This window comes from Ruegeria sp. CL6 (assembly GCF_056536465.1).
In genome coordinates, this window is record NZ_JBQFPR010000006.1 from 164,602 (window position 1) to 186,944 (window position 22,343).

General features: G+C 57.9%; 20 protein-coding genes, 1 other RNA gene and 1 riboswitch. Of the genes, 14 read left to right on the forward strand and 7 right to left on the reverse strand.

Going from position 1 to position 22,343, the window contains the following annotated elements:
- Nucleotide 1: 1 nt before the first annotated feature.
- Nucleotides 2-328, reverse strand: coding sequence for a hypothetical protein (locus ACR0LH_RS17065; protein ID WP_480721819.1), 327 nt, complete (start codon nt 326-328; stop codon nt 2-4).
- Between the two features lie 163 nt (nt 329-491).
- Nucleotides 492-714: riboswitch (cobalamin riboswitch) on the reverse strand.
- A gap of 136 nt (nt 715-850) precedes the next feature.
- Here ACR0LH_RS17065 and ACR0LH_RS17070 point away from each other — a divergent pair.
- Entirely contained in the window at nt 851-1,708 is an 858-nt protein-coding gene (locus ACR0LH_RS17070; RefSeq protein ID WP_480721820.1) for an alpha/beta hydrolase family protein, read from the forward strand.
- A 26-nt stretch (nt 1,709-1,734) separates the two neighbouring features.
- Here ACR0LH_RS17070 and ffs read toward each other — a convergent pair.
- Nucleotides 1,735-1,833: signal recognition particle sRNA small type (ffs, locus tag ACR0LH_RS17075), an RNA gene on the reverse strand.
- Between the two features lie 39 nt (nt 1,834-1,872).
- Nucleotides 1,873-3,780, reverse strand: a complete 1,908-nt coding sequence (locus tag ACR0LH_RS17080; protein WP_480721821.1) for a bifunctional 2',3'-cyclic-nucleotide 2'-phosphodiesterase/3'-nucleotidase — start codon at nt 3,778-3,780, stop codon at nt 1,873-1,875.
- A gap of 137 nt (nt 3,781-3,917) precedes the next feature.
- On the opposite strand from ACR0LH_RS17080, the gene nudC reads away from it, so the two are divergent.
- A complete protein-coding gene (gene nudC, locus ACR0LH_RS17085; protein WP_480721823.1) occupies nt 3,918-4,898 on the forward strand; it encodes an NAD(+) diphosphatase in 981 nt (326 codons plus the stop codon).
- 40 nt (nt 4,899-4,938) lie between these two features.
- Nucleotides 4,939-5,406, forward strand: coding sequence for an SRPBCC family protein (locus ACR0LH_RS17090; protein ID WP_170485718.1), 468 nt, complete (start codon nt 4,939-4,941; stop codon nt 5,404-5,406).
- A gap of 81 nt (nt 5,407-5,487) precedes the next feature.
- On the opposite strand, the gene ACR0LH_RS17095 is transcribed toward ACR0LH_RS17090, so the two are convergent.
- A complete protein-coding gene (locus ACR0LH_RS17095) occupies nt 5,488-6,321 on the reverse strand; it encodes a prephenate dehydratase (protein WP_170554114.1) in 834 nt (277 codons plus the stop codon).
- Nucleotides 6,322-6,440: 119 nt separating this feature from the next.
- Between ACR0LH_RS17095 and ACR0LH_RS17100 the strand changes: the two genes are divergently transcribed.
- The 5 genes from ACR0LH_RS17100 to ACR0LH_RS17120 all read left to right on the forward strand — a co-directional run bounded on the left by ACR0LH_RS17100 (nt 6,441) and on the right by ACR0LH_RS17120 (nt 12,812).
- On the forward strand, nt 6,441-6,950 hold the full coding sequence (locus ACR0LH_RS17100) for a c-type cytochrome (RefSeq protein ID WP_170386730.1): 510 nt from the start codon (nt 6,441-6,443) through the stop codon (nt 6,948-6,950).
- Nucleotides 6,951-7,124: 174 nt separating this feature from the next.
- On the forward strand, nt 7,125-9,035 hold the full coding sequence (locus ACR0LH_RS17105; RefSeq protein ID WP_480721825.1) for an extracellular solute-binding protein: 1,911 nt from the start codon (nt 7,125-7,127) through the stop codon (nt 9,033-9,035).
- Between the two features lies 1 nt (nt 9,036).
- Nucleotides 9,037-10,131: a microcin C ABC transporter permease YejB gene (locus ACR0LH_RS17110; protein WP_480721826.1), complete on the forward strand. Its 1,095-nt coding sequence runs from the start codon at nt 9,037-9,039 to the stop codon at nt 10,129-10,131.
- Nucleotides 10,132-11,238, forward strand: a complete 1,107-nt coding sequence (locus tag ACR0LH_RS17115) for an ABC transporter permease (RefSeq protein WP_170386007.1) — start codon at nt 10,132-10,134, stop codon at nt 11,236-11,238.
- Complete coding sequence (locus ACR0LH_RS17120) at nt 11,235-12,812, forward strand: ABC transporter ATP-binding protein (RefSeq protein ID WP_480721827.1); 1,578 nt, start codon at nt 11,235-11,237, stop codon at nt 12,810-12,812. The genes ACR0LH_RS17115 and ACR0LH_RS17120 overlap by 4 nt, the downstream gene beginning before the upstream one ends.
- Nucleotides 12,813-12,830: 18 nt before the next feature.
- Here the strand turns inward: ACR0LH_RS17120 and ACR0LH_RS17125 are convergent, their stop codons facing one another.
- Together ACR0LH_RS17125 and hemN are read right to left on the reverse strand one after the other, a co-directional pair.
- The gene (locus ACR0LH_RS17125; RefSeq protein ID WP_480721829.1) at nt 12,831-14,759 is read right to left on the reverse strand and encodes an elongation factor G; all 1,929 of its coding nucleotides are present in this window, start codon (nt 14,757-14,759) and stop codon (nt 12,831-12,833) included.
- 205 nt (nt 14,760-14,964) lie between these two features.
- Nucleotides 14,965-16,320, reverse strand: a complete 1,356-nt coding sequence (gene hemN, locus ACR0LH_RS17130; protein ID WP_480721831.1) for an oxygen-independent coproporphyrinogen III oxidase — start codon at nt 16,318-16,320, stop codon at nt 14,965-14,967.
- Between the two features lie 61 nt (nt 16,321-16,381).
- Between hemN and fnrL the strand changes: the two genes are divergently transcribed.
- Both fnrL and ACR0LH_RS17140 read left to right on the forward strand, forming a co-directional pair.
- Complete coding sequence (gene fnrL, locus ACR0LH_RS17135) at nt 16,382-17,125, forward strand: transcriptional regulator FnrL (RefSeq protein WP_170385995.1); 744 nt, start codon at nt 16,382-16,384, stop codon at nt 17,123-17,125.
- Nucleotides 17,126-17,186: 61 nt separating this feature from the next.
- Nucleotides 17,187-17,441: a GlsB/YeaQ/YmgE family stress response membrane protein gene (locus ACR0LH_RS17140; RefSeq protein ID WP_170385992.1), complete on the forward strand. Its 255-nt coding sequence runs from the start codon at nt 17,187-17,189 to the stop codon at nt 17,439-17,441.
- Between the two features lie 37 nt (nt 17,442-17,478).
- Here ACR0LH_RS17140 and ACR0LH_RS17145 read toward each other — a convergent pair whose 3' ends face one another.
- Entirely contained in the window at nt 17,479-18,318 is an 840-nt protein-coding gene (locus ACR0LH_RS17145; RefSeq protein WP_170485711.1) for a universal stress protein, read from the reverse strand.
- A gap of 195 nt (nt 18,319-18,513) precedes the next feature.
- Here ACR0LH_RS17145 and ccoN point away from each other — a divergent pair, with 195 nt between their 5' ends.
- The 4 genes from ccoN to ccoP are packed head-to-tail and all read left to right on the forward strand — an operon-like array spanning nt 18,514 to nt 21,972.
- Entirely contained in the window at nt 18,514-20,121 is a 1,608-nt protein-coding gene (gene ccoN, locus ACR0LH_RS17150) for a cytochrome-c oxidase, cbb3-type subunit I (protein WP_480721834.1), read from the forward strand.
- Between the two features lie 14 nt (nt 20,122-20,135).
- Nucleotides 20,136-20,864, forward strand: coding sequence for a cytochrome-c oxidase, cbb3-type subunit II (gene ccoO, locus ACR0LH_RS17155; RefSeq protein ID WP_170385983.1), 729 nt, complete (start codon nt 20,136-20,138; stop codon nt 20,862-20,864).
- 11 nt (nt 20,865-20,875) lie between these two features.
- On the forward strand, nt 20,876-21,112 hold the full coding sequence (locus tag ACR0LH_RS17160) for a cbb3-type cytochrome c oxidase subunit 3 (protein ID WP_170385980.1): 237 nt from the start codon (nt 20,876-20,878) through the stop codon (nt 21,110-21,112).
- Nucleotides 21,109-21,972, forward strand: a complete 864-nt coding sequence (gene ccoP, locus ACR0LH_RS17165) for a cytochrome-c oxidase, cbb3-type subunit III (RefSeq protein WP_480721835.1) — start codon at nt 21,109-21,111, stop codon at nt 21,970-21,972. Before ACR0LH_RS17160 ends, ccoP begins: the two co-directional genes overlap by 4 nt.
- Nucleotides 21,973-22,343 lie beyond the last annotated feature (371 nt).

Genomic DNA, 22,343 nt, shown 5'->3' on the forward strand with positions numbered 1-22,343 from the left:
GTCACACCCCGAGCTGATGCTGCGCGTCGGACGCTGGTCGCGCCGCAAGTGTTGTCACTTCGAGCATTGCGCACGGCAATTCAGAAACAACTCCGGCTGGCATGAAGGTTGTGTCCTGACCGAACATCAGGTCGGCGTATTCATTTAAGATTGCGGCGGGCGTGTCAGAGCCGATGCCGCAAAACACCCTGATCTGAGCGTGATCCGCGCGAAAACGTGCGGTGCACCCGTCGGCGCAATGAGCCAGCTCGCCGCTGCCCTCCACCTCGAATTCACGGTTGGTCGCAGGCTGCGCGGTCGCCATCGCATCCGCCAATGCGCGCGCCATCTGAGCCAGCGCCGGGCAGGGTCTGCCGGTCCTCTGGCATACCGTTGCCGAAAATTCGTGAGTTTTTGTCTTCCAGATCATACTGCGCCCTCCGCGCGTTGGCCGGGGCATTGGTCAGGAAGGTTCAGCGAACTGAAGACCTGCCCGGACGCCCCGCCCGAGTTTCGGTTTTGGTTCGATGGCAGGTCTCCTGACTTGCGGGTCTTCGCGTTGCCGACCTTCCCAGCCATTTGGCCAGTGGTGTCTCGGCATTGCTCACCGCTTACAGTTGCGGGGGCAGTCGCGGCCTTGGTCCGTTCCGGTTTCTCCGGTTGGGACCGCACCGTGTTCCCTTTTCATCCCGCCCCCAGAGATCGGGAACGAGAACCATCACGCCATCGCTAGCGGGTGAAATCCTTCCGAGTCAAGCGTGCAGTAGAATTCAAACGGACGCATGGTCACTCTTGCGCGCTCTTGACTCTGTGGGTGCAAATGGCCCGATAGGAGAGTGAACCGAACAGTTCAGTAGCTTCGAGAGGGCCCATGTTGGATAACTTGCAGTCGGTGCTGATCGAGGATTTCTTGATTCCCTCTGGCCAGGCAAAATTGTCGGCGCGATTGTATTTGCCGATGACAAAGCCAGAGATTGCCGTTGTCGTGCACGGCGCGACGGGTGTTCCGCGAGATTACTACCAGCACTTCGCTCACTGGCTGGCGGCCGAACAGGGTATCGCCTGTCTGACCTACGACTACAGCGATTTCGGCGATTCCCTGACAGGGCGGAGGCAGGACGCGCAGGCGACAATGGCGGGTTGGGCCTTGAATGACATGCCTGCGGCGCGCGCCGAAATGCGTAGACGGTTCCCTAACGCGCAACAGTGGAGCATCGGTCATTCCCTTGGTGGCATGCTCGGCCCCGTTTCGCCCGATTGTGAACAGATCGACCGTATGATCTGTATTTGTTCGGGTCTGGCGACTTTGTCAGATCACCCGTGGCCCTACCGCGCCTTGGCTTCGATGTTCTGGTACGGCCACGTGCCTCTGGTTGTAAAATCTTTGGGGTACCTTCCGGGCAAGGCCACCGGGTTTGGCGCTGATCTGCCGTCAGGTGTGTATTGGCAGTGGCGCGATTGGTGCACTGCGCCCCAGAATTACCTGCCCGAAATCGGAAAAAGCCTACCGGCTGCGGACTGGTCCAAGCACGGAAAGCCCGTGGAATTGTTTGCGCTTGAAGACGACCAACTGGCGCCGCCAAAGGCCGTGTGGCGTCTGGCCAACCTTTATGGTCCAAGTGCACGTCGGAATCTGTTGTCAGCGCAAGATTTTGGATTGAAACAGATTGGGCATATCGGAATCTTTGCACGCCGAAGCGCCGCCATTTGGCCCCGTTTGATCGCCTGACGCGGTAACAAATATTCGGTTTGGAGAAGTGAGAGGTTGGACATCGACCCAAGCGGGGCTCGTTGTGGCTGCTTCCTTCCGGACCTGACCAGGTTGGCGAGGCGCTCGCCCGCGCCAACCTCTCAGGGGTCGATATAGGCATCTGTCGCGCAAATGACAACCCGTCAGAGTGTCAATCGAATTTGCGTAAACCCACTGTCGTCCTGCTCGATTGGTTTTGGGTCGAATTCGTCCAGTTCGGCCAAGTGTTGCAGGGCTTTGGCCCCGGTTCTCAGGATGGCAAAAGCGCCTGGCACTGGCGCAAGCGTGAACGGAGGTTTGGCGTTGTCCAGCGGATCAGGGTCGGTCACTCCAGACAGGTAATCCCGCAGGGTGCGTTGAATTGGCAAGACCGGCAGGGGAATTTGCGGTGCGCTATCAACAAATGGAAAATGCCCGCCGCCATTTGCCCTGTAGTTGTTCAGGGCAACTACGAAAGACTGCGACTTGCAAATGGGGTGGCCGTCGAACTGCAGGTCGCGAATCCGGCTGTTCAATGGGTTGGTCATGTCGCCGCCCATATCGAAACGGGCAGGGTGGCTGAGGTCGATCTGGTAGGTCAGACCGTGCAGGACATCAAAGTTGTGACCGGCGCGCCCGGGGCTCAATAAGTCTCGCTGGTGGCCCGGCTGCATCTGGTTGAGGACACTGGCCGACATTTCGAGCCATTCCTTCACTTGCTCTGCCGTGACGATGACGGCCATCAATTCGTTCGGAAAAATGCTGAGGTCGTGAACATGGCGCAAGCGGATCTGGCCCGGCGGCACGTCGGTAAAAAAGCGCGGCCCGGCACGGCCCCCGAATTTTGAAGGCGAAACCGCCGATAGGACCGGAAGGCTCTCGAGCGGGGTGCCTTTCAGGTAGGGCCGCAGGGCCGCAGCCTGAGCCGATGCCACCAGCGCAAGCCCACGATCCGCAGCGCAAAAACTGAAGTAGCTGTGCAGATGCCGCCGTGTTTTCCCAACAGGCTGGTCAGATATCTTTCGCGTAGCAGCATGTGCTTCGGCAAACAGGCGTTGAATTTCCGGGTCTTCTACTGGCGGGTTCAGAGGCGCGGTGGGCGATATGGGGCGCAGGTCTGCGCGTTGGCTGGTGACCCTCCATTTTCCGTTTTGTTCCGCGCTGAGGTTCAGGTCAATCACCCCCAGATGCGACCCCGCAGCGCCGGGCATCACGACCGGCTTTCCATGGACGAAACCTTTTTGCCAATCGACATGCTCCAATCCGTCATGCGCAGCCCCGGGAAGCGTCAGATGCGAATGTCCAGCGATGATCGCGTCGATGCCACCCACGGCCGCCAAGGGGATAATGGCGTTTTCGATCAGGGGTTCCGGCGCCGAAGTGCCCAGCCCGGTATGCGCCAGCGCGATTATCAGGTCGCATCCGGCAGACTTTAGCTCTTTCGTTTTGGTTCGTGCGCAAGTCACGATGTCGTCTATGTCCACGACACCTTTCAAATGGTTGGCCTCCCACTTGGCCGTTTGCGGAGGCAGGACAGAAAAGACGCCAATTTTCAAAGGGGCTATCTGCCCGTTTGCGCTGATGGAGCGGTCTAGAATCGCTTGGCTTTGCCAGATCGGAGCCGCGTCCTGCCGGGTGGCATTGCTGCAAAGAACCGGGCACGGTGCCTGCCCCATCACTCGATCCAGGACATCCAGTCCGAACCCGAAATCGTGGTTACCCAATCCAATCGTGTCATATCCGAGCATGTCGAACGCCTGCATCAGGATGTGACGTTCATCTGTTTGCCCAACTGCCCACTCTCCGATCGGAGCACCCTGCAGCGCGTCGCCATTGTCGAATAGCAGAGCCAGGTCTCCGCGCTCCTCGGCCTGCGCCCGCGCCTGTTTGATCAGGCTTGCGGTGCGTGTCAGGCCGATGGAAGGGTCCGGGCTGTCGCTGTAGTAATCAAACCCGGTCATATTCATATGCAGGTCTGTCGTGGCCAGAATTCGGACCCGCGCTTTCGTCAAAGAGGAAGAAGGTTTCAAAACTCTACTTTTGGCAGTTTTTTTATTAATCAATTTCAACAAAAAGAGTATTCAGCGCAAAGATCAAGATGAGCCGCGGGTATTTAACGCCGCGGGTTCTTTTTCCGGTCGGTATGAATTGCCATTGCAACGCCATCGTTGTCATGGCAGCCCTGTGCGGACAACCCAAAGGAACTGCAATGAAAAACGCTGAGCATGTGACATTTGGTGGTTCTGGCCTGGATCGTGCGGCGCATATTCGTGGAAACGCTGATGAAATCGCGTCGGCCCGGGCGAACCCCGGGGCGCGGTGTCTGTTGCTGTGGCGGGGTAAACTGCTGGCCCAGGGCGAGGCGCTGGATCGGCTGGGCTTTGTTCCGATGACACATGGCTTGGTTGAAAACGGACCGGGCGGGATTACCGAGGAACCGATCTTTCTGGGTATTTCCGACGACTCGCCAGTGTTCGCGGTCGATATTTCAAACTGGGCCGCAGATGATTTGGATTTATCTCAGGTCGGCGCTTTTGTTGACCGGTCAGAGCAACAGCATCCTGACCTACCCGCAGGGTTTGTGTTTGCTGAACTGCGTCGAATCATGACCCGGTTATCGGCGCGCGACGCTGAATTGGCGGCGTCCGCCAAGGCGGTAATCGGCTGGCACGAGACGCATCGGTTTTGCGCCCGCTGTGGCGCGGCCAGCGAGATGTCTCAGGCGGGATGGCAGCGCAGTTGTCCGTCTTGCGGTGGGCAGCATTTCCCGCGAACGGATCCTGTCGTCATTATGCTGATCACGCATGGCGAATCCGTTTTGATGGGGCGGTCTCCTGGGTGGCCCGAAGGGATGTATTCCCTGCTGGCGGGATTTGTCGAGCCGGGCGAGACGCTGGAAGCCGCCGTCAGGCGCGAGGTAATGGAGGAGGCAGGCGTGCCGGTAGGTCAGGTGACGTATCTGTCCAGCCAGCCCTGGCCGTTTCCAGCATCGTTGATGTTTGGGTGCGCAGGTGAAGCTCTTTCGAGGGACATCATCATTGATCCTGTTGAGATCGAAGATGCGATGTGGGTCAGCAAGTCCGAGATGATGCAGGCGTTCGCAGGTGAGCATCCAAATCTTTTGCCTGCGCGCAAAGGTGCCATCGCGCATTTCCTTTTGCAGAACTGGCTTGCAGACACCTTGGACTGACAAAATACTGGGCTGAAAAGTATGAGAGCCACAATCTGAAATGCAATTCACGGCGCGCGAAGATATCGAAGCCCCGATCAACTCAGTGTTCGAGATGGTAGCTGATTTTGAACGCTTTGAGCGTATGGCCATGCGTCGCGGTATCGAGGTGCGGCGGATGTCGGGGCACATGGGAGTCGTTCCCGGTACTACTTGGGAAACCGAGTTCAGGCTGCGCGGTAAGCCGCGCCACGTCGAAATATTGATGGCCGAGTGTGAGCCCCCGTCCCAGATGCGCTTTGAGGCCACCGGCAAAGGCCTCAGCGGTACGACGGTGATAGAATTCCTTGCTCTGTCCCAGCGCAGAACAAGGCTGAAACTGGATATGACCCTGGCAGCTAAATCCCTGCCGGCGCGCCTCTTTCTGCAGTCACTCAGACTGGGGCAATCTCGGTTCCGGCGGCGCTTTCAGTCGCGGTTGAGTGAGTTCGCCCGAGAAATGGAAGAACGGCACAGGCACGGCCTCTGACGCGCTGAAATGCCTGAGACCGCTGGCGGGCGGCCCACCGCCCATAGTGGATAGGTCAAGCGTTTCACTTCGCGACGCGTCTTATCCGCGCGGTTGGGCGGCTGGATACACACCCAGAACCTCCACATTTGTGGTGAAATGCTCCAGCTCCTCCATGGCCAGCTTTACGTTTCGGTCGTCTGGATGACCGACGATGTCGGCGTAGAATTGCGTGGCGGTGAATGACCCATCAACCATGTAGCTTTCCAGCTTGGTCATGTTGATACCGTTCGTGGCAAAGCCGCCCATCGCCTTGTAGAGGGCCGCGGGGATGTTGCGCACCTGAAAGACAAAACTGGTGATCATGCCGTGCTCGCCACGACGGGACATGTCCGCCTGACGGGACATCACGAGAAATCGCGTGGTATTGTTGTCACGGTCCTCGATATGGCGCGCCAGAACCTTCAGGCCGTAAATTTCCCCGGCAAGTTCGCTGGCCAACGCAGCCGAGTGCAGATCACCTTGCTCGGAAACCTCACGCGCGGCGCGGGCGTTGTCGGGGCTGACCCGTCCGCGAATCCCGTGCTCTTTCAGAAACCCCGCACATTGAGGCAGCAATACCAGATGCGAATGGGCTTCGGTTATGTCCGCAAGCGTGGCCCCCGGAACGGCCAGCAGGTTGATGTGAACACGCACGAATGCCTCGTCGATGATGTGCAGACCGCTGTGGGGAAGCAACCGGTGGATATCGGCGACCCGACCGTAGGTCGTGTTTTCGACGGGCAGCATCGCCAGATCAGCCTCGCCCGAGCGGACCGATTCGATCACATCCTCGAATGTGCGGCAGGGCAGGGCCTCCATGTCGGGGCGGGCATTGCGGCAAGCCTCGTGGCTATAGGCGCCGGGTTCTCCCTGAAATGCGATACGTTTGGTCATTTGGTCGATTCCGTGCAACAAGTTCTCGAATTGGGCGTTTAGTCGCGGTGTCTATACCTTGCCTCTTGTCAGGGGAAGCCTTAGACACCCCGCAGACAGCTGAAATGGACTCGCGATCAATGTTCGACACGATGACAGTTACCAAGGCCGCCGCAGGCCTGTTTGGCACCTTCCTGGTGCTGCTTCTGGCCAAATGGGGCGCCGAAGTTCTTTATCACGCCGATGCGCATGGCGAGACGGCTTCTTATATCATCGAAACCGAAAGCGCGGGCGAAAGCGCTGACGGCGAAGAAGTGGTGTTTGAAGACATGCTGGCCGCCGCTGATGTGGAAAAAGGCGCCAAGGTGTTCCGCAAATGCACCGCCTGCCACAAGCTGGAAGATGGCGCGAATGGCACCGGCCCGTACCTGTATGGTGTTGTGGACCGCCCGGTTGCCTCGGCGAATGGGTTTACCGGCTATTCAGCCGCGATGCAGGCGCATGGCGGAAACTGGACGCCGGAAGCTCTGGACGCGTTCCTAGAACGCCCAAGCGCCTATATTTCGGGCACCTCCATGAGCTTTGCTGGCCTGAAAAAGCCGCAGGATCGCGCTGACCTGATTGCTTACCTGCAAACAATCGGCAACTGATCCCATACTCGGTATCGCCTAGATTCAAAGCCGCTGCCCCGCGCAGCGGCTTTATTTTTTGTTTAAGAAGAACTTCACAAAGCGTTCACGCATTCTAAACTTGCATATGACAGTGCTGGTCTTTTAGCTGGCGCTTACAAGGTTAAAGAAGTCAACGATCCAGAGGATGAGCACATGAAACCCCTGCCGCCCGCACCGCGCGTATCGAATGTTCGGCCTTGGGCGGCGCTGATGGGGATTACAGCGGCGTTCATGCTGGGCATTGGAAGCCAAGCCCATTCTGCCGAGGAAAATGTAACCCGAAGCCACGGCTATTCGTATTTCGGAAATCTCGACTATCCCGCAGACTACCCGCATCTGAACTATGTGAACCCCGAAGCCCCCAAGGGGGGAGAGTTGTCGCTGGCTGGTTCCGGCACGTTTGATTCTCTGAACCCCTATTCGCGCAAAGGCCGGGCCGGGGCGCTTACGACGCTGCAATACGACTCGCTGATCGACAGCACTGCGGACAGCGTCGGGCAGTATTACGGCCTGCTGGCTGAAAGCATGGAGTACGATGAAGGCCGCAACTACGTGATCTTTCACATTCGGCCCGAGGCGACGTTCTGGGACGGCACCCCGGTAACGGCCGAGGACGTGGTCTATAGCCATCGCCTGTTTATCGAGCAGGGCCTGCCATCTTATGCGCAAGCTGTTGGTCGGATGGTTACGGGGTCCGAAGCGCTGGATGATCACACCGTCAAATTTACCTTTAGCCCCGAAGTAACAAGACGTGGGCTGATCGAGACCGTCGGATCAACGCCTGTATTCTCGAAAGCGTGGTTTGAAGCGGACGAGAGCCGCCGTCTGGATGAACCCCGGCTTGAGGTTGCGGTAGGGTCGGGGCCGTACAAGCTGGACAGTTACGACATCAATCGCCGCATCGTTTACAAGCTCCGTGACGATTATTGGGGGAAAGACCTGCCTATAAATGTTGGGCGCAACAACTACGATACCATCCGGGTTGAGTATTTCGCCGACCAGACTGCTGCTTTTGAAGGGTTCAAGGCGGGCGAGTATACGATGCGTATCGAAAGTGACCCCAAACTCTGGGCCTCCAGCTATGATTTTCCAAAACTGAGCGAAGGTTCAGTCGTGCGAGATGAGATTGTCGATGGCAGCCCTCCGACGCCATCGGGCTTTGTTTTCAACCTGGGTAAGCCGCAATTCGCGGATAAGAACGTGCGCAAAGCCTTGGCGTTGGCGTTCAATTTTGAATGGGCCAATGAATCGCTGATGTTCGGATTGAACTCGCCGCGGAACTCATTTGTTCAGGGGACGCATCTTGAGGCAACCGGCGTGCCCGAAGGGGCGGAACTGGCGTTTCTGGAGGCGCTGGGTGACGTGGTCCCCGCAGATGTTCTGAGCGAACCGGCGCTTTCGACGCATGAATCCAACCCGGCGCGCTTGAACGACCGCCGCAACCTGCGCAAGGCGTCGAAACTGCTGGATGAGGCCGGGTGGCCTGTGGGCGATGGCAATCTGCGCCGCAATGCGGCTGGTGAAACCCTCAAGGTGAACATCCCCTATGCGTCCAGCATTCCAACCTCGACCGCGACGATGATCGAAACTTTTGTGCAGAACCTGCAGTCGATCGGCGTGGACGCCTCGGCGGAAAAGGTGGACCCGTCTCAGTTCACGCTGCGCAGGCGCGAGCGGGACTACGACATGGTTCATTCCACCCGGTATGGGTCATTCCTGTCGACCGGCGGCGGTTTGAGCCAGATGTATGGTTCCGAAGAAGCCGCGTTCAGCTTGTTCAACCCGGCTGGGCTTGCCAGCCCGCTGGTGGATGCCGTGATTGAGGCGTCTTTTGACACAACAAATCAGGCCGAACAGGACGCCGCGCTTATGGCGCTGGATCGCGTGCTGCGGTATGAGTTCTTCATTATTCCCGATGGATATGTGGCGGACTACTGGACGGCTTATTACGACATGTATGAATACCCCGAAAACCTGCCGCCATTTTCGCTTGGCTACCTTGATCTCTGGTGGGTCAACCCCGAGAAAGAGGCTGCGTTAAAGACGAAGGGCGCGCTGCGGTAACATGGGCGCCTATATACTAAGACGCCTGTTGCTGGTTATTCCCACGCTTCTGGGCATTATGATCGTCAACTTCACGCTGGTTCAGTTTGTACCGGGCGGGCCGATCGAACAGATCATCGCGCAGATCGAAGGTCAGGGCGATGTTTTCGCAGGCTTCGCGGGTGCCGGAGATGCTGGTGCCGCCGCCGAACCCGCCGGAGGCTCGTTCGACGACAAATACGTTGGTGCCCGTGGCTTGCCGCCGGAATTCATTACAGAGCTGGAAAAAGAGTTCGGGTTCGACAAACCGCCGTTGGAGCGTTTCCTGTCCATGATGGGCAACTACCTGACACTGGATTTCGGCGAGAGCTATTTCCGGTCGATCAGCGTTATTGATCTGGTCCTCGAAAAAATGCCTGTCTCGATCTCGCTGGGTCTGTGGTCCACGCTGATTGCCTATCTGGTGTCAATCCCGCTGGGCATTCGCAAGGCGATCAAGGACGGATCGACCTTTGATACCTGGACAAGCGGAACGATCATCGTGGCCTATGCTATTCCCGGTTTCCTGTTCGCAATCCTGTTGCTCGTGCTGTTTGCCGGTGGGTCATACTGGCAGATTTTCCCGCTGCGGGGGCTGACATCGGACAATTGGGACAGTCTAAGCCTGATGGGAAAAATCGCCGACTATTTCTGGCACATCACGTTGCCGATTATCGCCCTGACCATTTCGGCCTTTGCAACCCTGACGCTGCTGACCAAGAACTCGTTCCTCGACGAGATCAAGAAACAGTACGTGATGACGGCCCGCGCCAAGGGGTTGAGCGAGGGCAAGGTGTTGTACGGTCACGTGTTCCGCAACGCTATGCTGATCGTGATTGCGGGGTTTCCTGCTGTGTTCATCGGCGTGTTCTTTGGCGGGTCGATCATTATTGAAACGATCTTCTCGCTGGATGGGTTGGGCCGATTGGGGTTCGAGGCCGCCGTTGCGCGCGACTACCCGGTGATCTTTGGCACGCTGTTCATCTTTGGCCTGATGGGGCTGGTAGTCGGTATCATCAGTGATCTGATGTACGTGCTGGTCGACCCGCGCATCGACTTTGAAAAGCGGGAGGGTTAGATGGCGCTTTCTCCGCTTAATCAACGTCGTTGGCGCAATTTCCGGCGCAATGGCCGGGCCTTCTGGTCGCTGATCATTTTCTCGATCCTGTTCGGCCTGTCGCTGTTCGCCGAATTCATCGCCAATGACAAACCGATCCTCGTGAAATACCGGGGCGAGTTCTACACGCCCGTCTTCAACTTCTACGCCGAAACCGAGTTTGGGGGCGACTTCCAGACCGAAGCGATCTATCGCGATCCCGAAGTGCGTTGCCTGATCGACAGCGGCGGGTTGGAGCAGTGTTTCGACGACCCCGAGGGCATTATCGAGCAGATCGACGCCGGTACGTTCCAAGCCGAAGGGTTCGAGCGCGGCTGGGCTATCTGGCCCTTGATCCCCTATTCCTTCAACACCAGCGTTGACCGGCCGGGTGCCGCGCCGCTGCCTCCAAATGGCCAGAACCTGCTGGGTACGGACGACACCAAGCGCGATGTGCTGGCGCGGGTGATTTATGGGTTCCGGCTGTCGATCCTGTTCACCCTGATGGTGACCGGCGTTGCCAGCCTGATCGGAATTTTCGCCGGAGCTATTCAGGGGTTCTTTGGCGGCTGGCTGGACCTGATTTTCCAGCGGATCATCGAGATATGGTCCGCAACCCCGTCGCTTTATGTGATCATCATCATGTTTGCCATTCTGGGCCGAAGTTTCTGGTTGCTGGTCGCATTGATGATCCTGTTCAGTTGGACTGGGTTGGTCGGGGTTGTCCGGGCCGAATTCCTGCGGGCGCGGAACCTTGAATATGTGCGTGCGGCGCGTGCGCTGGGCGTGGGAAACATGACCATCATGTTCCGTCACATGCTGCCGAATGCTATGGTCGCCACGCTGACCTTCATGCCGTTTATCGTCACGGGCACTATTGGTGGGTTAGCCTCACTGGACTTCCTTGGCTTTGGCCTTCCATCCTCAGCCCCGTCTCTGGGTGAGCTGACCTTGCAAGCGAAACAGAACCTGCAAGCCCCGTGGCTGGCGTTCACGGCGTTCTTTACCTTTGCCATCATGCTGTCGCTGCTGGTCTTCATCTTTGAAGGCGTGCGCGATGCGTTTGATCCCAGAAAGACCTTCTCATGAGCCTTTTGGATGTGAACAACCTCAAGGTCTCGTTCAAACAGGACGGGCAGGTCAGCGCGGCGGTGAAGGGGGTGTCATTCACCGTCGACCGTGGTGAAACGGTGGCTTTGGTGGGTGAGTCCGGATCGGGTAAATCCGTTACAGCCTTGTCGACAGTGTCGCTGCTGGGCGATAGCGCGATCGTCGAAGGTTCCGTCCGGTATGACGGGAATGAGATGATCGGCGCGTCCGAGGACAGGCTGATGGATGTGCGCGGCAACGACATCAGCTTTATCTTTCAAGAGCCGATGACCTCGCTCAACCCACTGCATACGATCCAGAAACAGATGGCGGAATCCCTGGCCTTGCATCAGGGTCTGACCGGCGATGCAGCGCGTGACCGAATTGTCGAGCTGCTGACAAAGGTTGGTATTCGCGACCCGCAGGATCGTCTGGACAGCTATCCGCACCAGCTGTCGGGCGGACAGCGGCAGCGCGTGATGATCGCGATGGCGCTGGCCAACAAGCCCGATATCCTGATCGCGGATGAACCGACAACGGCGCTGGACGTGACCATTCAGGCGCAGATCCTCGAACTGCTGGCCGAGTTGCAGAAATCCGAAAACATGGGGATGTTGTTCATTACCCATGACCTTGGCATCGTGCGCCGGATCGCGGACCGTGTATGCGTGATGAAGGATGGTGAGATCGTCGAAACCGGCCCCACGGCCGAGATTTTCGACGACCCGCAACACCCCTATACCCGCAAGCTGCTGGCGGCCGAGCCGTCCGGTCACCCACAGGCGGTGGCCTCGGATGCAGAAGAGGTCGCGCGGACTGATCACCTCAAGGTCTGGTTCCCGATCCAGCGCGGGTTCCTGAAGCGGACCGTGGGACACGTCAAGGCGGTCAACGACGCCACGCTCAGCGTGCGCGCGGGTGAGACGCTGGGGATCGTGGGTGAAAGCGGCTCGGGCAAGACAACGCTGGCTTTGGCGATCATGCGCCTGATCGCGTCTGAAGGTGGCATCACCTTTCGCGATCAGGATGTCCGGCGTTGGTCCACGCGACAGCTACGCCGGTTGCGCAAGGATATGCAGATCGTGTTTCAGGACCCGTTCGGCAGCCTCAGCCCGCGCATGACGTGCCAGCAGATCATTGCCGAAGGTTTGGCGATCCACAAAGTTGACCCGCACCGCGCCCCGCGTGAACTGGTGGCTGAGGTGATGACCGAAGTCGGGCTGGACCCGGCCGCAATGGACCGGTACCCGCATGAGTTCTCAGGCGGCCAACGTCAGCGGATCGCCATCGCGCGAGCAATGGTCTTGCGGCCCAAGCTACTGGTTCTGGATGAACCAACCAGCGCGCTGGACATGACGGTGCAGGTTCAAATCGTCGATCTGCTGCGTGACCTCCAACGCAAATACGGGCTGGCCTATCTGTTCATCAGCCACGATCTGAAAGTCGTGCGCGCCATGTCCCATAACGTCATCGTCATGCGAAATGGCGACGTGATTGAAATGGGCGCTGCCGAGGATTTGTTTGAAAACGCTCAGACGGATTACACCCGGGAATTGATCGCAGCGGCGGGCTGAAGCCCGCCCTGCGTTTGCTCAGGCGCTGGCTTTTTCCTTTGCCGCCTGTTTTGGCACCGGGCCACGCAGTTCCTCATAGTGATCAAAGCTCAGTTTGACCCAACCGGTGCCGCGTGTGGCGCTGGCCAGACTGCGGTGCAGTTCATCCTCGGCCACCGCCGGAAGCTGCGCGTTGAAAATCTCCCACCCTGATGCGTTGGGATTGCCCTCAAAGCCCAGAACCTGACCTTGAAGCGAGCTGATCGTGGGCACCAGATCGCCCACGAAATCCGACGGCAGGTGAATCTCGGCGTTCAGGATCGGTTGCAACACCACGGGTTTGGCCTGTGGCAGCGCCTCACGCACAGCGTTTTTTCCGGCCGTGCGGAAAGCATAGTCCGAGCTGTCCACGTTGTGGTGTTTGCCGTCGCTCAGCGTGATTTTCACATCTACAACCGGGAACCCCTCGGGGCCCTGTTCAAGCGCGTCCTTGGCCCCGTGTTCGACCGAGGGGATATAGTTGCGCGGCACGGCACCGCCTTTGACCACCTCTTCAAACTGGAATCCTGACCCGCGCGGCATAGGCGCGACCGAGATGACGACATCGGCGAATTGCCCGGCCCCGCCGGACTGTTTGCGATGGCGGTGCCGATGTTCAATCGGCGTACGTATGGTTTCCCGATATGCGGTTTCAACCGGGTCGGTGACGATCTCGATCCCGAAATCCTCGGCCAATTTCGCGCTGACACGGCGCATATGCTGCGGACCCTGAGACCCCAGAACTGAGTGTCCGCTCAGCTCGTCCTGTTCCATGTGCAGGCCGGGGTCAATCTCGACCAGCCGGGTCAGGGCATTGGACAAACGTACATCGTCGCGTTCGTGCGCGGGCGAGACCACTTGACGGTGGGCCGCTGGATGGGACGAGGCCCACTCGGGCAGCGGCGTGGCCTCTTTGCTGTCATAGAGATTGCCGGGGTTCAGGTGGTCAGACTTGACCGCCAGCCCGATCTGTCCCGCGTCCAGCTTGTCGATCTGGGTTTTTGCATCCAAACTCGTCAGATTTCCAACGGTTTCACCTCCCAATGGCTCGTGGGCTATTACGCCGTCTCCCAGTCCGCGCAGGACGATGATTTTGCCGATATGCTTTTTCACATCGGCAAACCCTGCGATCGCACGCGCGTTTTCGGCGGCCTCATCGCGACCGGCTGCGATGTCAAACTCGGGCGCTTCGTGCCGCAAGGCTTTCATCAGGCGCGTCAGGCCGTTGCCATGGCTGGCGGATCCCAGACAGGCGGGGATAAGCTGATGGTTCTGCAACACCTGCGCCGCAAGGTCATAAATCTCGGCGCTGGGGGGCTGTTCGTCTTCGATCAGTTGTTCGAGCAGGTTGTCGTCAAAATCGGACAGAGTTTCCAAAAGCTCGGTTCGGGCTTCTTGTTCACGGTCTTCCACAGATTGGGGCAACTCGATCAGATTCGAGGGCTTTCCCTCTTGGTATTTCCAGGCCCGTTCCGAAATCAGATCGACCGCGCCAACGATGGAGTCTCCGTCACGGATGGGGACTTGCCGCAACGCGATGTGATGAACGCAATAGGTCTGTAGTGCCGCGATGATGTCCCGAATGCGCCCGTTTGGGCTGTCCATCCGGTTGATGAACAAAAAGCAGGGAATCCCGGCCTCCTCCACCAGCCTTAGATAAGGGGCGCAGAGAACGGCGGCGTCCGGGTCTGGAGGCACAACCACAACTGCCGCGTCGGAAATGGCCATGGCCGGGCCGACATAGCCCAGATTATCCCCTCCGCCATCGACGTCGACGGCGCACCATTGTTCGTCCAAATAAGAAAAACCGTGCAAGTGCACGGTTCCGGATACGTCGAATGTGGTGGGTCGACCGTCGAGGCGGCTAATGGCCTCGACCAGGGTTGTCTTGCCCGACTGACTGGGGCCGAGGACGGTGAAAACGCGCATGAGTGCTGTCCCTCTTTCAGGTTGCAGTAATACCTGCACGAAAAGGACCGTCCCACGCGGATGCGTCGGCAAGAACTGTCTGCGAATTCACCTGCCTCAGGGTGCGGATCGCACAGCCCAAGTGTGGAGAAAATCGGATACCTGCGTCAAGCCCCTGCACGTATTTCAGGGTGACGGACTGCAAAGCCGGGCAATCTGCAAGACGTCAGATCGCCGAACTGTGCCCTGCTTTGCTGAGGTCATAGGCGTCGAAACTACGGGCAATTATTCGGGTCAAAGCCCGCGCTTCCGTAGGGATGAACAGGCCGTCCTCGGTAACGCTAAGCAGATTATCAAACGATGTGTTGGCGGTCTGATACATCTGGTTCAACTCAGCGGCAGAAATATCGTGGTCGCGCAGGATTTCGGCTGAGTTGATCTGAAAGTCACACATCAGTGCCTCGATCAATCGGGCACGCAGCACGTCCTGCCCCTTGAACACATGTCCACGGGATGTCGAGAAATGCCCCTCGCGGATTGCCTTGGTATGGGCCGAGGTTGCGGGCGCGTTCTGGGCGTAGCCTTGCGGGAAGCGCGAGATCGAACTTGCGCCTACTCCGATCAGAACTTCGGCCTGATCGTCGGTATAGCCCTGAAAATTCCGCTTGAGCCGCCCAGTTTTCAGAGCTTGGGTCAGGCCGTCATCCTGCGTCGCAAAGTGGTCGATGCCGATTTCTGCGTAGTTGTCCCACATGAACAGGCGGCGTGCCGTGTCGAAAAGGTCCAGCCGCTGTTCCGGGGTGGGCAGCGCGTCGGACGGAATCAATTGCTGCCGTTTGGCCATCCATGGAACATGGGCATATCCGTATAGCGCCACGCGATCCGGGCTGAGCGACAGTAGCTTTTGCACACTTTCGGTCATCCGCGACTTGGTCTGATGCGGCAGGCCGAACAGGATGTCTGCATTCAGGCTGGAAATGCCGCGTGCGCGGATCATCTCCGCTGCTTTGCGCGTGGTGTCGTAACTTTGAATCCGGCCAATAGTTTTCTGAATTTCGTCGTCGAAATCCTGAACCCCGATCGAAGCCCGGTTCATTCCAGCCTCTGCCAGTGCGTCCAGACGCGCTTCGTCAATCTCGTTCGGGTCAATCTCGACCGAGAACTCGGCGTTCGGGCCAAGGGGAACAATTTCCAGAATACGCTTTGCCAGATCACGCATCAGATCCGGGCTCAGCAAGGTGGGTGTGCCGCCGCCCCAATGCAAGCGCGACAGGGTCACCCCTTGTGGAAGACGTTCAGCCAGCAGATCCAGTTCGGCTTTCAGCACATCCACATAGGCGATGACTGGGTTGTCGGTCTGGGTGCCTTGCGTCCGGCATGCGCAGAACCAGCAGAGCCTGCGGCAGAATGGGACGTGGATGTACAAAGAGATGGCGGAACCGGGCTTGATCCGGGAAATCCAGTCCCCATAAAGACTTGCCCCCACGTCATTGCTGAAGTGAGGGGCGGTAGGATAGCTTGTGTAACGCGGTACTTTCGCGTCAAATAGTCCAAGCCGTGCCAGTTGTGGTTTAACTATCATGGCGATACCGTTAAAGGACGGCCCGCAAAGATACCTTGATAGAGATCAAGTGGAAACGTGTATGACACCCACATTCAAGATCGACCATGCGAACTGTGCTGACTGCCCGATCCGCCATCGGGCCGTGTGCGCGCATTGCGATGCCGATGAGCTGGAAGAGCTGGAAACGATTAAGTATTACCGCAGTTTTGAGGCTGGTCAGACGATTATCTGGTCCGGTGATCAGATGAATTTTGTGGGATCGGTCGTGTCTGGCATCGCGTCGTTGACGCAGACTATGGAAGACGGCCGCACACAGATGGTGGGGCTTTTGCTTCCCAGCGATTTTGTCGGACGGCCCGGTCGCGAATCGGCGCCTTACGATGTGCAGGCTACGACTGATCTGGTGATGTGCTGCTTTCGCAAAAAGCCTTTTGAAGAACTGATGAACGAGACCCCGCATATCGCCCACCGCCTGCTGCAGATGACGCTGGATGAGCTGGATGCAGCGCGTGAATGGATGCTGGTTCTTGGGCGCAAAACTGCGCGCGAAAAGATCGCCAGCCTGTTGTCTATCATCGCCCGCCGGGATGCCTCGATCAGTCCAAAGGGGAATGCCGGGCCGATTGTCTTTGACCTGCCGCTGACGCGTGAGGCTATGGCGGATTACCTTGGTTTGACCCTGGAAACGGTCAGCCGCCAGATTTCAGCGCTGAAACGGGACGGCGTCATTAGCCTTGAAGGCAAACGCCACGTGACCATCCCGGACATGGGCCGTCTGATGGAAGAAGCAGGCGACGACTCAGACGGTGGTTTTCTGGTCTGACGTGACCTGACGCATCAGTCATGGTTTAGTGGGCTGAGTGCAGACAGTTCAGGAGCAAACCATGGAATTCAGCAGCCTACTGGCCATGATCTTCATTGGTGCCGTAGCCGGTTGGCTTTCCGGCAAGATCATGGAAGGCCGGGGCTTCGGCCTGTTTGGAAACATTATCGTCGGGGTTGTCGGCGCGTTTCTGGCGGGAACGATCTTTCCGGCGCTTGGTTTTTCGGTTGGGGGCGGTGTGTTCTCGTCAATCTTGTTTGCCACGATCGGAGCAGTCATTTTGTTGTTCCTGATCGGTCTCGTACGGCGAGGATAAAAAAACCGCCCCTTGGGGCGGTTTTCTTTTGCTGGCCTCAATGCGCCAGAAATACGGGAACAGGCGATTGTTCCAGCATGTTTCGCGTTGCGCCGCCCAGAATGGCCTCACGGAATCTCGAATGTCCGTAAGCGCCCATGACGATCATGTCGGCTTCGGTGTCCGAGGCGTGACGATTCAGGATGTCTGATACACGGGTCATCGTCTTGCTGAGAACGTCGATTTCACATTTCACGCCGTGCCGTGCCAGCATTTGCGACAGCATCCCACCCGGATCGGATCGGTCCGGGCCGTGGCGAGGCGGGTCGATCACGACGATCCGTACAAGCTCGGCCTGTTTCAGGAAGGGCAGGGCGCGACGAATGGCGCGCATGGCCTCGACGCTTTCGTTCCAGCCGATCAGTATGGTGCCCGGCCGGTCAAACGGTTGCGCGTTTGCCGGAGTGATGAGAACGGGGGCGTGACCCTCGAACATGGCCGCTTCTACTATGGGTTCACACTCTGCGCCACGATCTTCGCCATAAGGCTGAGGCAAAACCACCAGATCAGAGAATCGTGCACGGTGGGCAACATGACGTCCGATGTCCGCGATCTGCGCCACTCCGTTTTCGGCCGACCACCGGATGCCGGATTTGCCCAGAAACTCTTTTGCGTGGGCCAGGATCTCCTCGGCTTCTGCATTCGCGCGGCTCAGCGTCTCTTGCAGGATCAGGGCGTTTGCGCCCGCATAGTAATACCCTGTCTGACTGCGATCGACCCCCAGGCACAGGGCTTCGGCGTGGGCATCCTGAGCCGAGGCAAGCGCCGCCAACTGCGTGAGCGCTGCGTTCGATTGTTCGGTATTTGTCATGACAGTAAGAAGAGATTTGTAAGCCATTTTGACCTCTTGCCTTCGGACCACTGCAAAATGCGACTTTCTGGCCCAGTCGTTTCTATAGCATTGTCATAGTATTCGGCGGCTTGTCTTGACACAGATCAAGGCAGTTGAGGCGGCTGTCCGACAAAAGAGCAGCCAGTCAATAAGGTTCTGCGATATAAGAGAATCGCGCAGAGCATGGCAAAGGGACGCAATATGTCAAATTACATCAAGCTGATCGTGCTTGGTCTTATCGTGGTTTTTGCCGCGATCGGGACCAATTATGCACGCGATTTGGCGTATCAGGTGCATGCAATTCTGGTGATGCTGATCGCCGGCGGATTGTTCATCTGGACGCTTAGAAACACCGACGAGCCAGATATTCTTGTGGATCGTTCGGCCGAATATATGGACGGCGTGATCCGCTATGGCGTTATCGCCACCGCCTTCTGGGGCGTGATCGGGTTCATCGCCGGAACATTTATCGCCTTTCAACTGGCCTTTCCCGTTTTGAATTTTGAATGGGCGCAGGGCTATCTGAATTTTGGCCGTTTGCGTCCGCTGCACACATCTGCAGTGATTTTTGCCTTTGGCGGCAACGCCTTGATCGCAACCTCGTTCTACGTGGTACAGCGCACCAGTGCCGCGCGTCTTTGGGGCGGCAACCTGGCGTGGTTCGTGTTCTGGGGGTATCAGCTGTTCATCGTACTGGCCGCGACCGGTTATGTTCTGGGTGGAACACAATCCAAGGAATACGCTGAGCCCGAATGGTACGTCGATCTGTGGCTGACCATCGTCTGGGTTGCGTATCTGGCCGTTTTCCTGGGCACTGTCGTCAAGCGGAAAGAGCCGCATATCTACGTGGCCAACTGGTTCTACCTGGCCTTTATCGTCACCGTCGCGATGCTGCACGTTGTCAACAACCTGACCATCCCGGTCAGCATCTGGGGGTCGAAATCGGTCATCGTCTGGTCGGGTGTACAGGACGCCATGATCCAGTGGTGGTACGGCCACAACGCCGTGGGCTTCTTCCTGACTGCGGGCTTCCTGGGCATGATGTACTATTTCATCCCGAAACAGGCCGAGCGTCCGGTGTTCTCGTACAAGCTGTCGATCATCCACTTCTGGGCGCTGATCTTCCTGTACATCTGGGCCGGTCCGCACCACCTGCACTATACCGCACTGCCTGACTGGGCTTCGACGCTGGGCATGGTGTTCTCGATCGTTCTGTGGATGCCGTCTTGGGGTGGCATGATCAACGGTCTGATGACCTTGTCGGGCGCATGGGACAAACTGCGCACCGACCCGATCATCCGTATGATGGTCATCTCGGTCGGCTTCTACGGCATGTCCACCTTTGAAGGCCCGATGATGTCGATCCGCGCTGTGAACAGCCTGTCTCACTACACCGACTGGACCATTGGTCACGTGCATTCTGGCGCTCTGGGCTGGAACGGTATGATCACCTTTGGTGCGCTGTACTTCCTGGTACCTGTCTTGTGGAAGCGTGAGCGTTTGTATTCGCTGCAGATGGTCAGCTGGCACTTCTGGCTCGCCACGATCGGTATCGTTCTTTATGCCGCGTCGATGTGGGTCACCGGTATCATGGAAGGTCTGATGTGGCGTGAAGTGGACGCTAACGGCTTCCTGGTGAACTCGTTCGCTGACACCGTGGCCGCCAAGTTCCCGATGTATGTGGTACGTGCGCTGGGCGGTGTGCTCTACGTCGCGGGCGGTGTGATCATGTGCTACAACCTGTGGATGACTGTGCGGAAGGCACCGGCTAAAGAAGCCAGCCTGTCCGTCGCGGTCCCGGCTGAATAAGGAGGGCCGGAGCAATGGCAATTCTCGACAAACATAAGATCCTCGAGACCAACGCGACCCTCCTGCTGGTATTCAGCTTTCTGGTCGTGACCATCGGTGGCATCGTTCAGATCACCCCGCTGTTCTATCTTGAGAACACAATCGAGAAGGTGGAGGGCATGCGTCCCTACACCCCTCTCGAAATGGCGGGTCGTGAAGTCTATCTGCGCGAAGGCTGCTATGTCTGCCACAGCCAGATGATCCGTCCGATGCGGGACGAGGTTGAACGGTACGGCCACTACTCGCTGGCGGCTGAGTCGATGTATGATCACCCGTTCCAGTGGGGATCGAAACGCACCGGGCCTGATCTGGCCCGTGTGGGTGGCCGTTACTCGGACCAGTGGCACGTGGACCATCTGCGCGATGCACAGTCGGTGGTGCCGGAATCGGTGATGCCCAAATATGGCTTCCTCGAGCACCGAAAGCTGGACGGCAAGTATATCGGCGACATCATGGCTGCCAACGCGGTCGTGGGCACGCCCTATACAGAAGAAATGCTGGCCAACGCCCAGGCGGACTTCCGTGCGCAAGCCGATCCGGACAGCGACTATGACGGACTGCTGGAACGTTATGGAGACAAGGTCAACGTGCGTAACTTTGATGGTCAGCCTGAACTGACCGAAGCCGACGCGCTGATCGCTTACCTGCAGATGCTGGGAACGCTGGTCGATTTCTCGACCTTCACCCCGGATCCGAACCGCTAAAGGAGGGTGTGATGGAAGAATACACAATCCTCAGGCAGTTCGCGGATAGCTGGATGTTGCTACTGTTGTTTGCCTTCTTTGTTGGCATCGTGATCTGGGTATTCCGCCCGGGTGCCAGCAAGGAATACAAAGACACTGCCAACATCCCCTTCCGGCACGCTGACGCACCAGCGCCCCTCCGGGGCGACGACAAAGCTGCGCCCCTAGGGGGCGACAATCCCGCCACACCCAAGGAGGCGCGGCCATGAGCAAGACACCTGAAAAACTGCCGGGTGATCCGAAGACAACCGGACACAGCTGGGACGGTCTCGAAGAGTTTGACAACCCGATGCCCCGCTGGTGGCTGTGGACTTTCTACGTCACAATTATCTGGGGCGTGATTTATACGATCATGTATCCGGCGTGGCCGTTGGTTCAATCCGCGACCGCTGGCGTTCTGGGCTGGTCCTCTCGTGGGATGGTTCAGGAAGAAATGGTTGCCTTCCAGGAGGCCAACGCGCCTTGGAATGCCAAGCTGGTGGAAACACCGCTTGAGGACATCTCGAAGGATCCTGAATTGCAGCAATTCGCGGTAAACTCGGGTGGCGCGGTGTTCCGCACCTGGTGTGCACAGTGCCATGGTTCCGGTGCACAGGGCGCGCCCGGCTTCCCGAACCTGCTGGATGATGCGTGGCTGTGGGGCGGAACGCTCGAAGATATCGAGTTCACCATTGCCCACGGTATTCGGAACGAAGAAAGCGACGACGCACGCTATTCCGAGATGCCGGCCTTTGGCGAGATTCTCGAGAAAGAAGAGATCACGCAGGTGGTTCAGTACGTCATGTCTCTGAGCAAGGCTCAGACGGATGACGTCGCGGCGCAAGCGGGCAAGGTTGTCTTTGAGGACAACTGCGCTGCGTGTCACGGCGAAGACGGCACGGGTGACGTGTTCCAGGGTGCGCCGAACCTGACCGACGCGATCTGGCTCTATGGTGGCAGCGAAGAAGCTCTGACCGAGACGGTCACTTACAGCCGCTTCGGTGTGATGCCCGCCTGGGAAAACCGTCTGACTGATGCGCAGATCCGCGCTGTGACTGCCTATGTCCACCAGTTGGGTGGTGGTCAGTAAGGTTTGAAGAATACCTTCGGACGGTTCGCCGCCCGAAGGTTGAGGCACCGGCTGTTCCATCTGTTCGCGCGTTTCCTGAACAGCCGGTGCTAATTTCCCAGACTACTAATCGCGAATGATGCAATCCAGATGCACCTTTTCGTGCGCTGGGCTTTTTCTTTTCCAATGATCATGTGCCGACCAGTGCTTTGACCGCGACCCAAGGCGGGGTTTGTCGATACTTTCATCGCGATCTCTGGTTTGAGTCGCGACCATGAAGGTTCTTGCAAGGATTGAGAGCATTTTGCCTCTCCTTTCCGGTTTGTGCATGCAGAAAAGATTGAACTTCTGGCGGAAAAATGCGACTCAATTACAATTCTATTGTGTAAGCA

Bases quoted from the DNA above. Each gene is read 5' to 3' on its own strand.
- ACR0LH_RS17065 (WP_480721819.1), bottom strand. From the start codon at position 328: ATGGCGCGCGCATTGGCGGATGCGATGGCGACCGCGCAGCCTGCGACC.
- ACR0LH_RS17070 (WP_480721820.1), top strand. From the start codon at position 851: ATGTTGGATAACTTGCAGTCGGTGCTGATCGAGGATTTCTTGATTCCC.
- nudC (WP_480721823.1), top strand. From the start codon at position 3,918: ATGAAAAACGCTGAGCATGTGACATTTGGTGGTTCTGGCCTGGATCGT.
- ACR0LH_RS17090 (WP_170485718.1), top strand. From the start codon at position 4,939: ATGCAATTCACGGCGCGCGAAGATATCGAAGCCCCGATCAACTCAGTG.
- ACR0LH_RS17095 (WP_170554114.1), bottom strand. From the start codon at position 6,321: ATGACCAAACGTATCGCATTTCAGGGAGAACCCGGCGCCTATAGCCAC.
- ACR0LH_RS17100 (WP_170386730.1), top strand. From the start codon at position 6,441: ATGTTCGACACGATGACAGTTACCAAGGCCGCCGCAGGCCTGTTTGGC.
- ACR0LH_RS17105 (WP_480721825.1), top strand. From the start codon at position 7,125: ATGAAACCCCTGCCGCCCGCACCGCGCGTATCGAATGTTCGGCCTTGG.
- ACR0LH_RS17110 (WP_480721826.1), top strand. From the start codon at position 9,037: ATGGGCGCCTATATACTAAGACGCCTGTTGCTGGTTATTCCCACGCTT.
- ACR0LH_RS17115 (WP_170386007.1), top strand. From the start codon at position 10,132: ATGGCGCTTTCTCCGCTTAATCAACGTCGTTGGCGCAATTTCCGGCGC.
- ACR0LH_RS17120 (WP_480721827.1), top strand. From the start codon at position 11,235: ATGAGCCTTTTGGATGTGAACAACCTCAAGGTCTCGTTCAAACAGGAC.
- ACR0LH_RS17125 (WP_480721829.1), bottom strand. From the start codon at position 14,759: ATGCGCGTTTTCACCGTCCTCGGCCCCAGTCAGTCGGGCAAGACAACC.
- hemN (WP_480721831.1), bottom strand. From the start codon at position 16,320: ATGATAGTTAAACCACAACTGGCACGGCTTGGACTATTTGACGCGAAA.
- fnrL (WP_170385995.1), top strand. From the start codon at position 16,382: ATGACACCCACATTCAAGATCGACCATGCGAACTGTGCTGACTGCCCG.
- ACR0LH_RS17140 (WP_170385992.1), top strand. From the start codon at position 17,187: ATGGAATTCAGCAGCCTACTGGCCATGATCTTCATTGGTGCCGTAGCC.
- ACR0LH_RS17145 (WP_170485711.1), bottom strand. From the start codon at position 18,318: ATGGCTTACAAATCTCTTCTTACTGTCATGACAAATACCGAACAATCG.
- ccoN (WP_480721834.1), top strand. From the start codon at position 18,514: ATGTCAAATTACATCAAGCTGATCGTGCTTGGTCTTATCGTGGTTTTT.
- ccoO (WP_170385983.1), top strand. From the start codon at position 20,136: ATGGCAATTCTCGACAAACATAAGATCCTCGAGACCAACGCGACCCTC.
- ACR0LH_RS17160 (WP_170385980.1), top strand. From the start codon at position 20,876: ATGGAAGAATACACAATCCTCAGGCAGTTCGCGGATAGCTGGATGTTG.
- ccoP (WP_480721835.1), top strand. From the start codon at position 21,109: ATGAGCAAGACACCTGAAAAACTGCCGGGTGATCCGAAGACAACCGGA.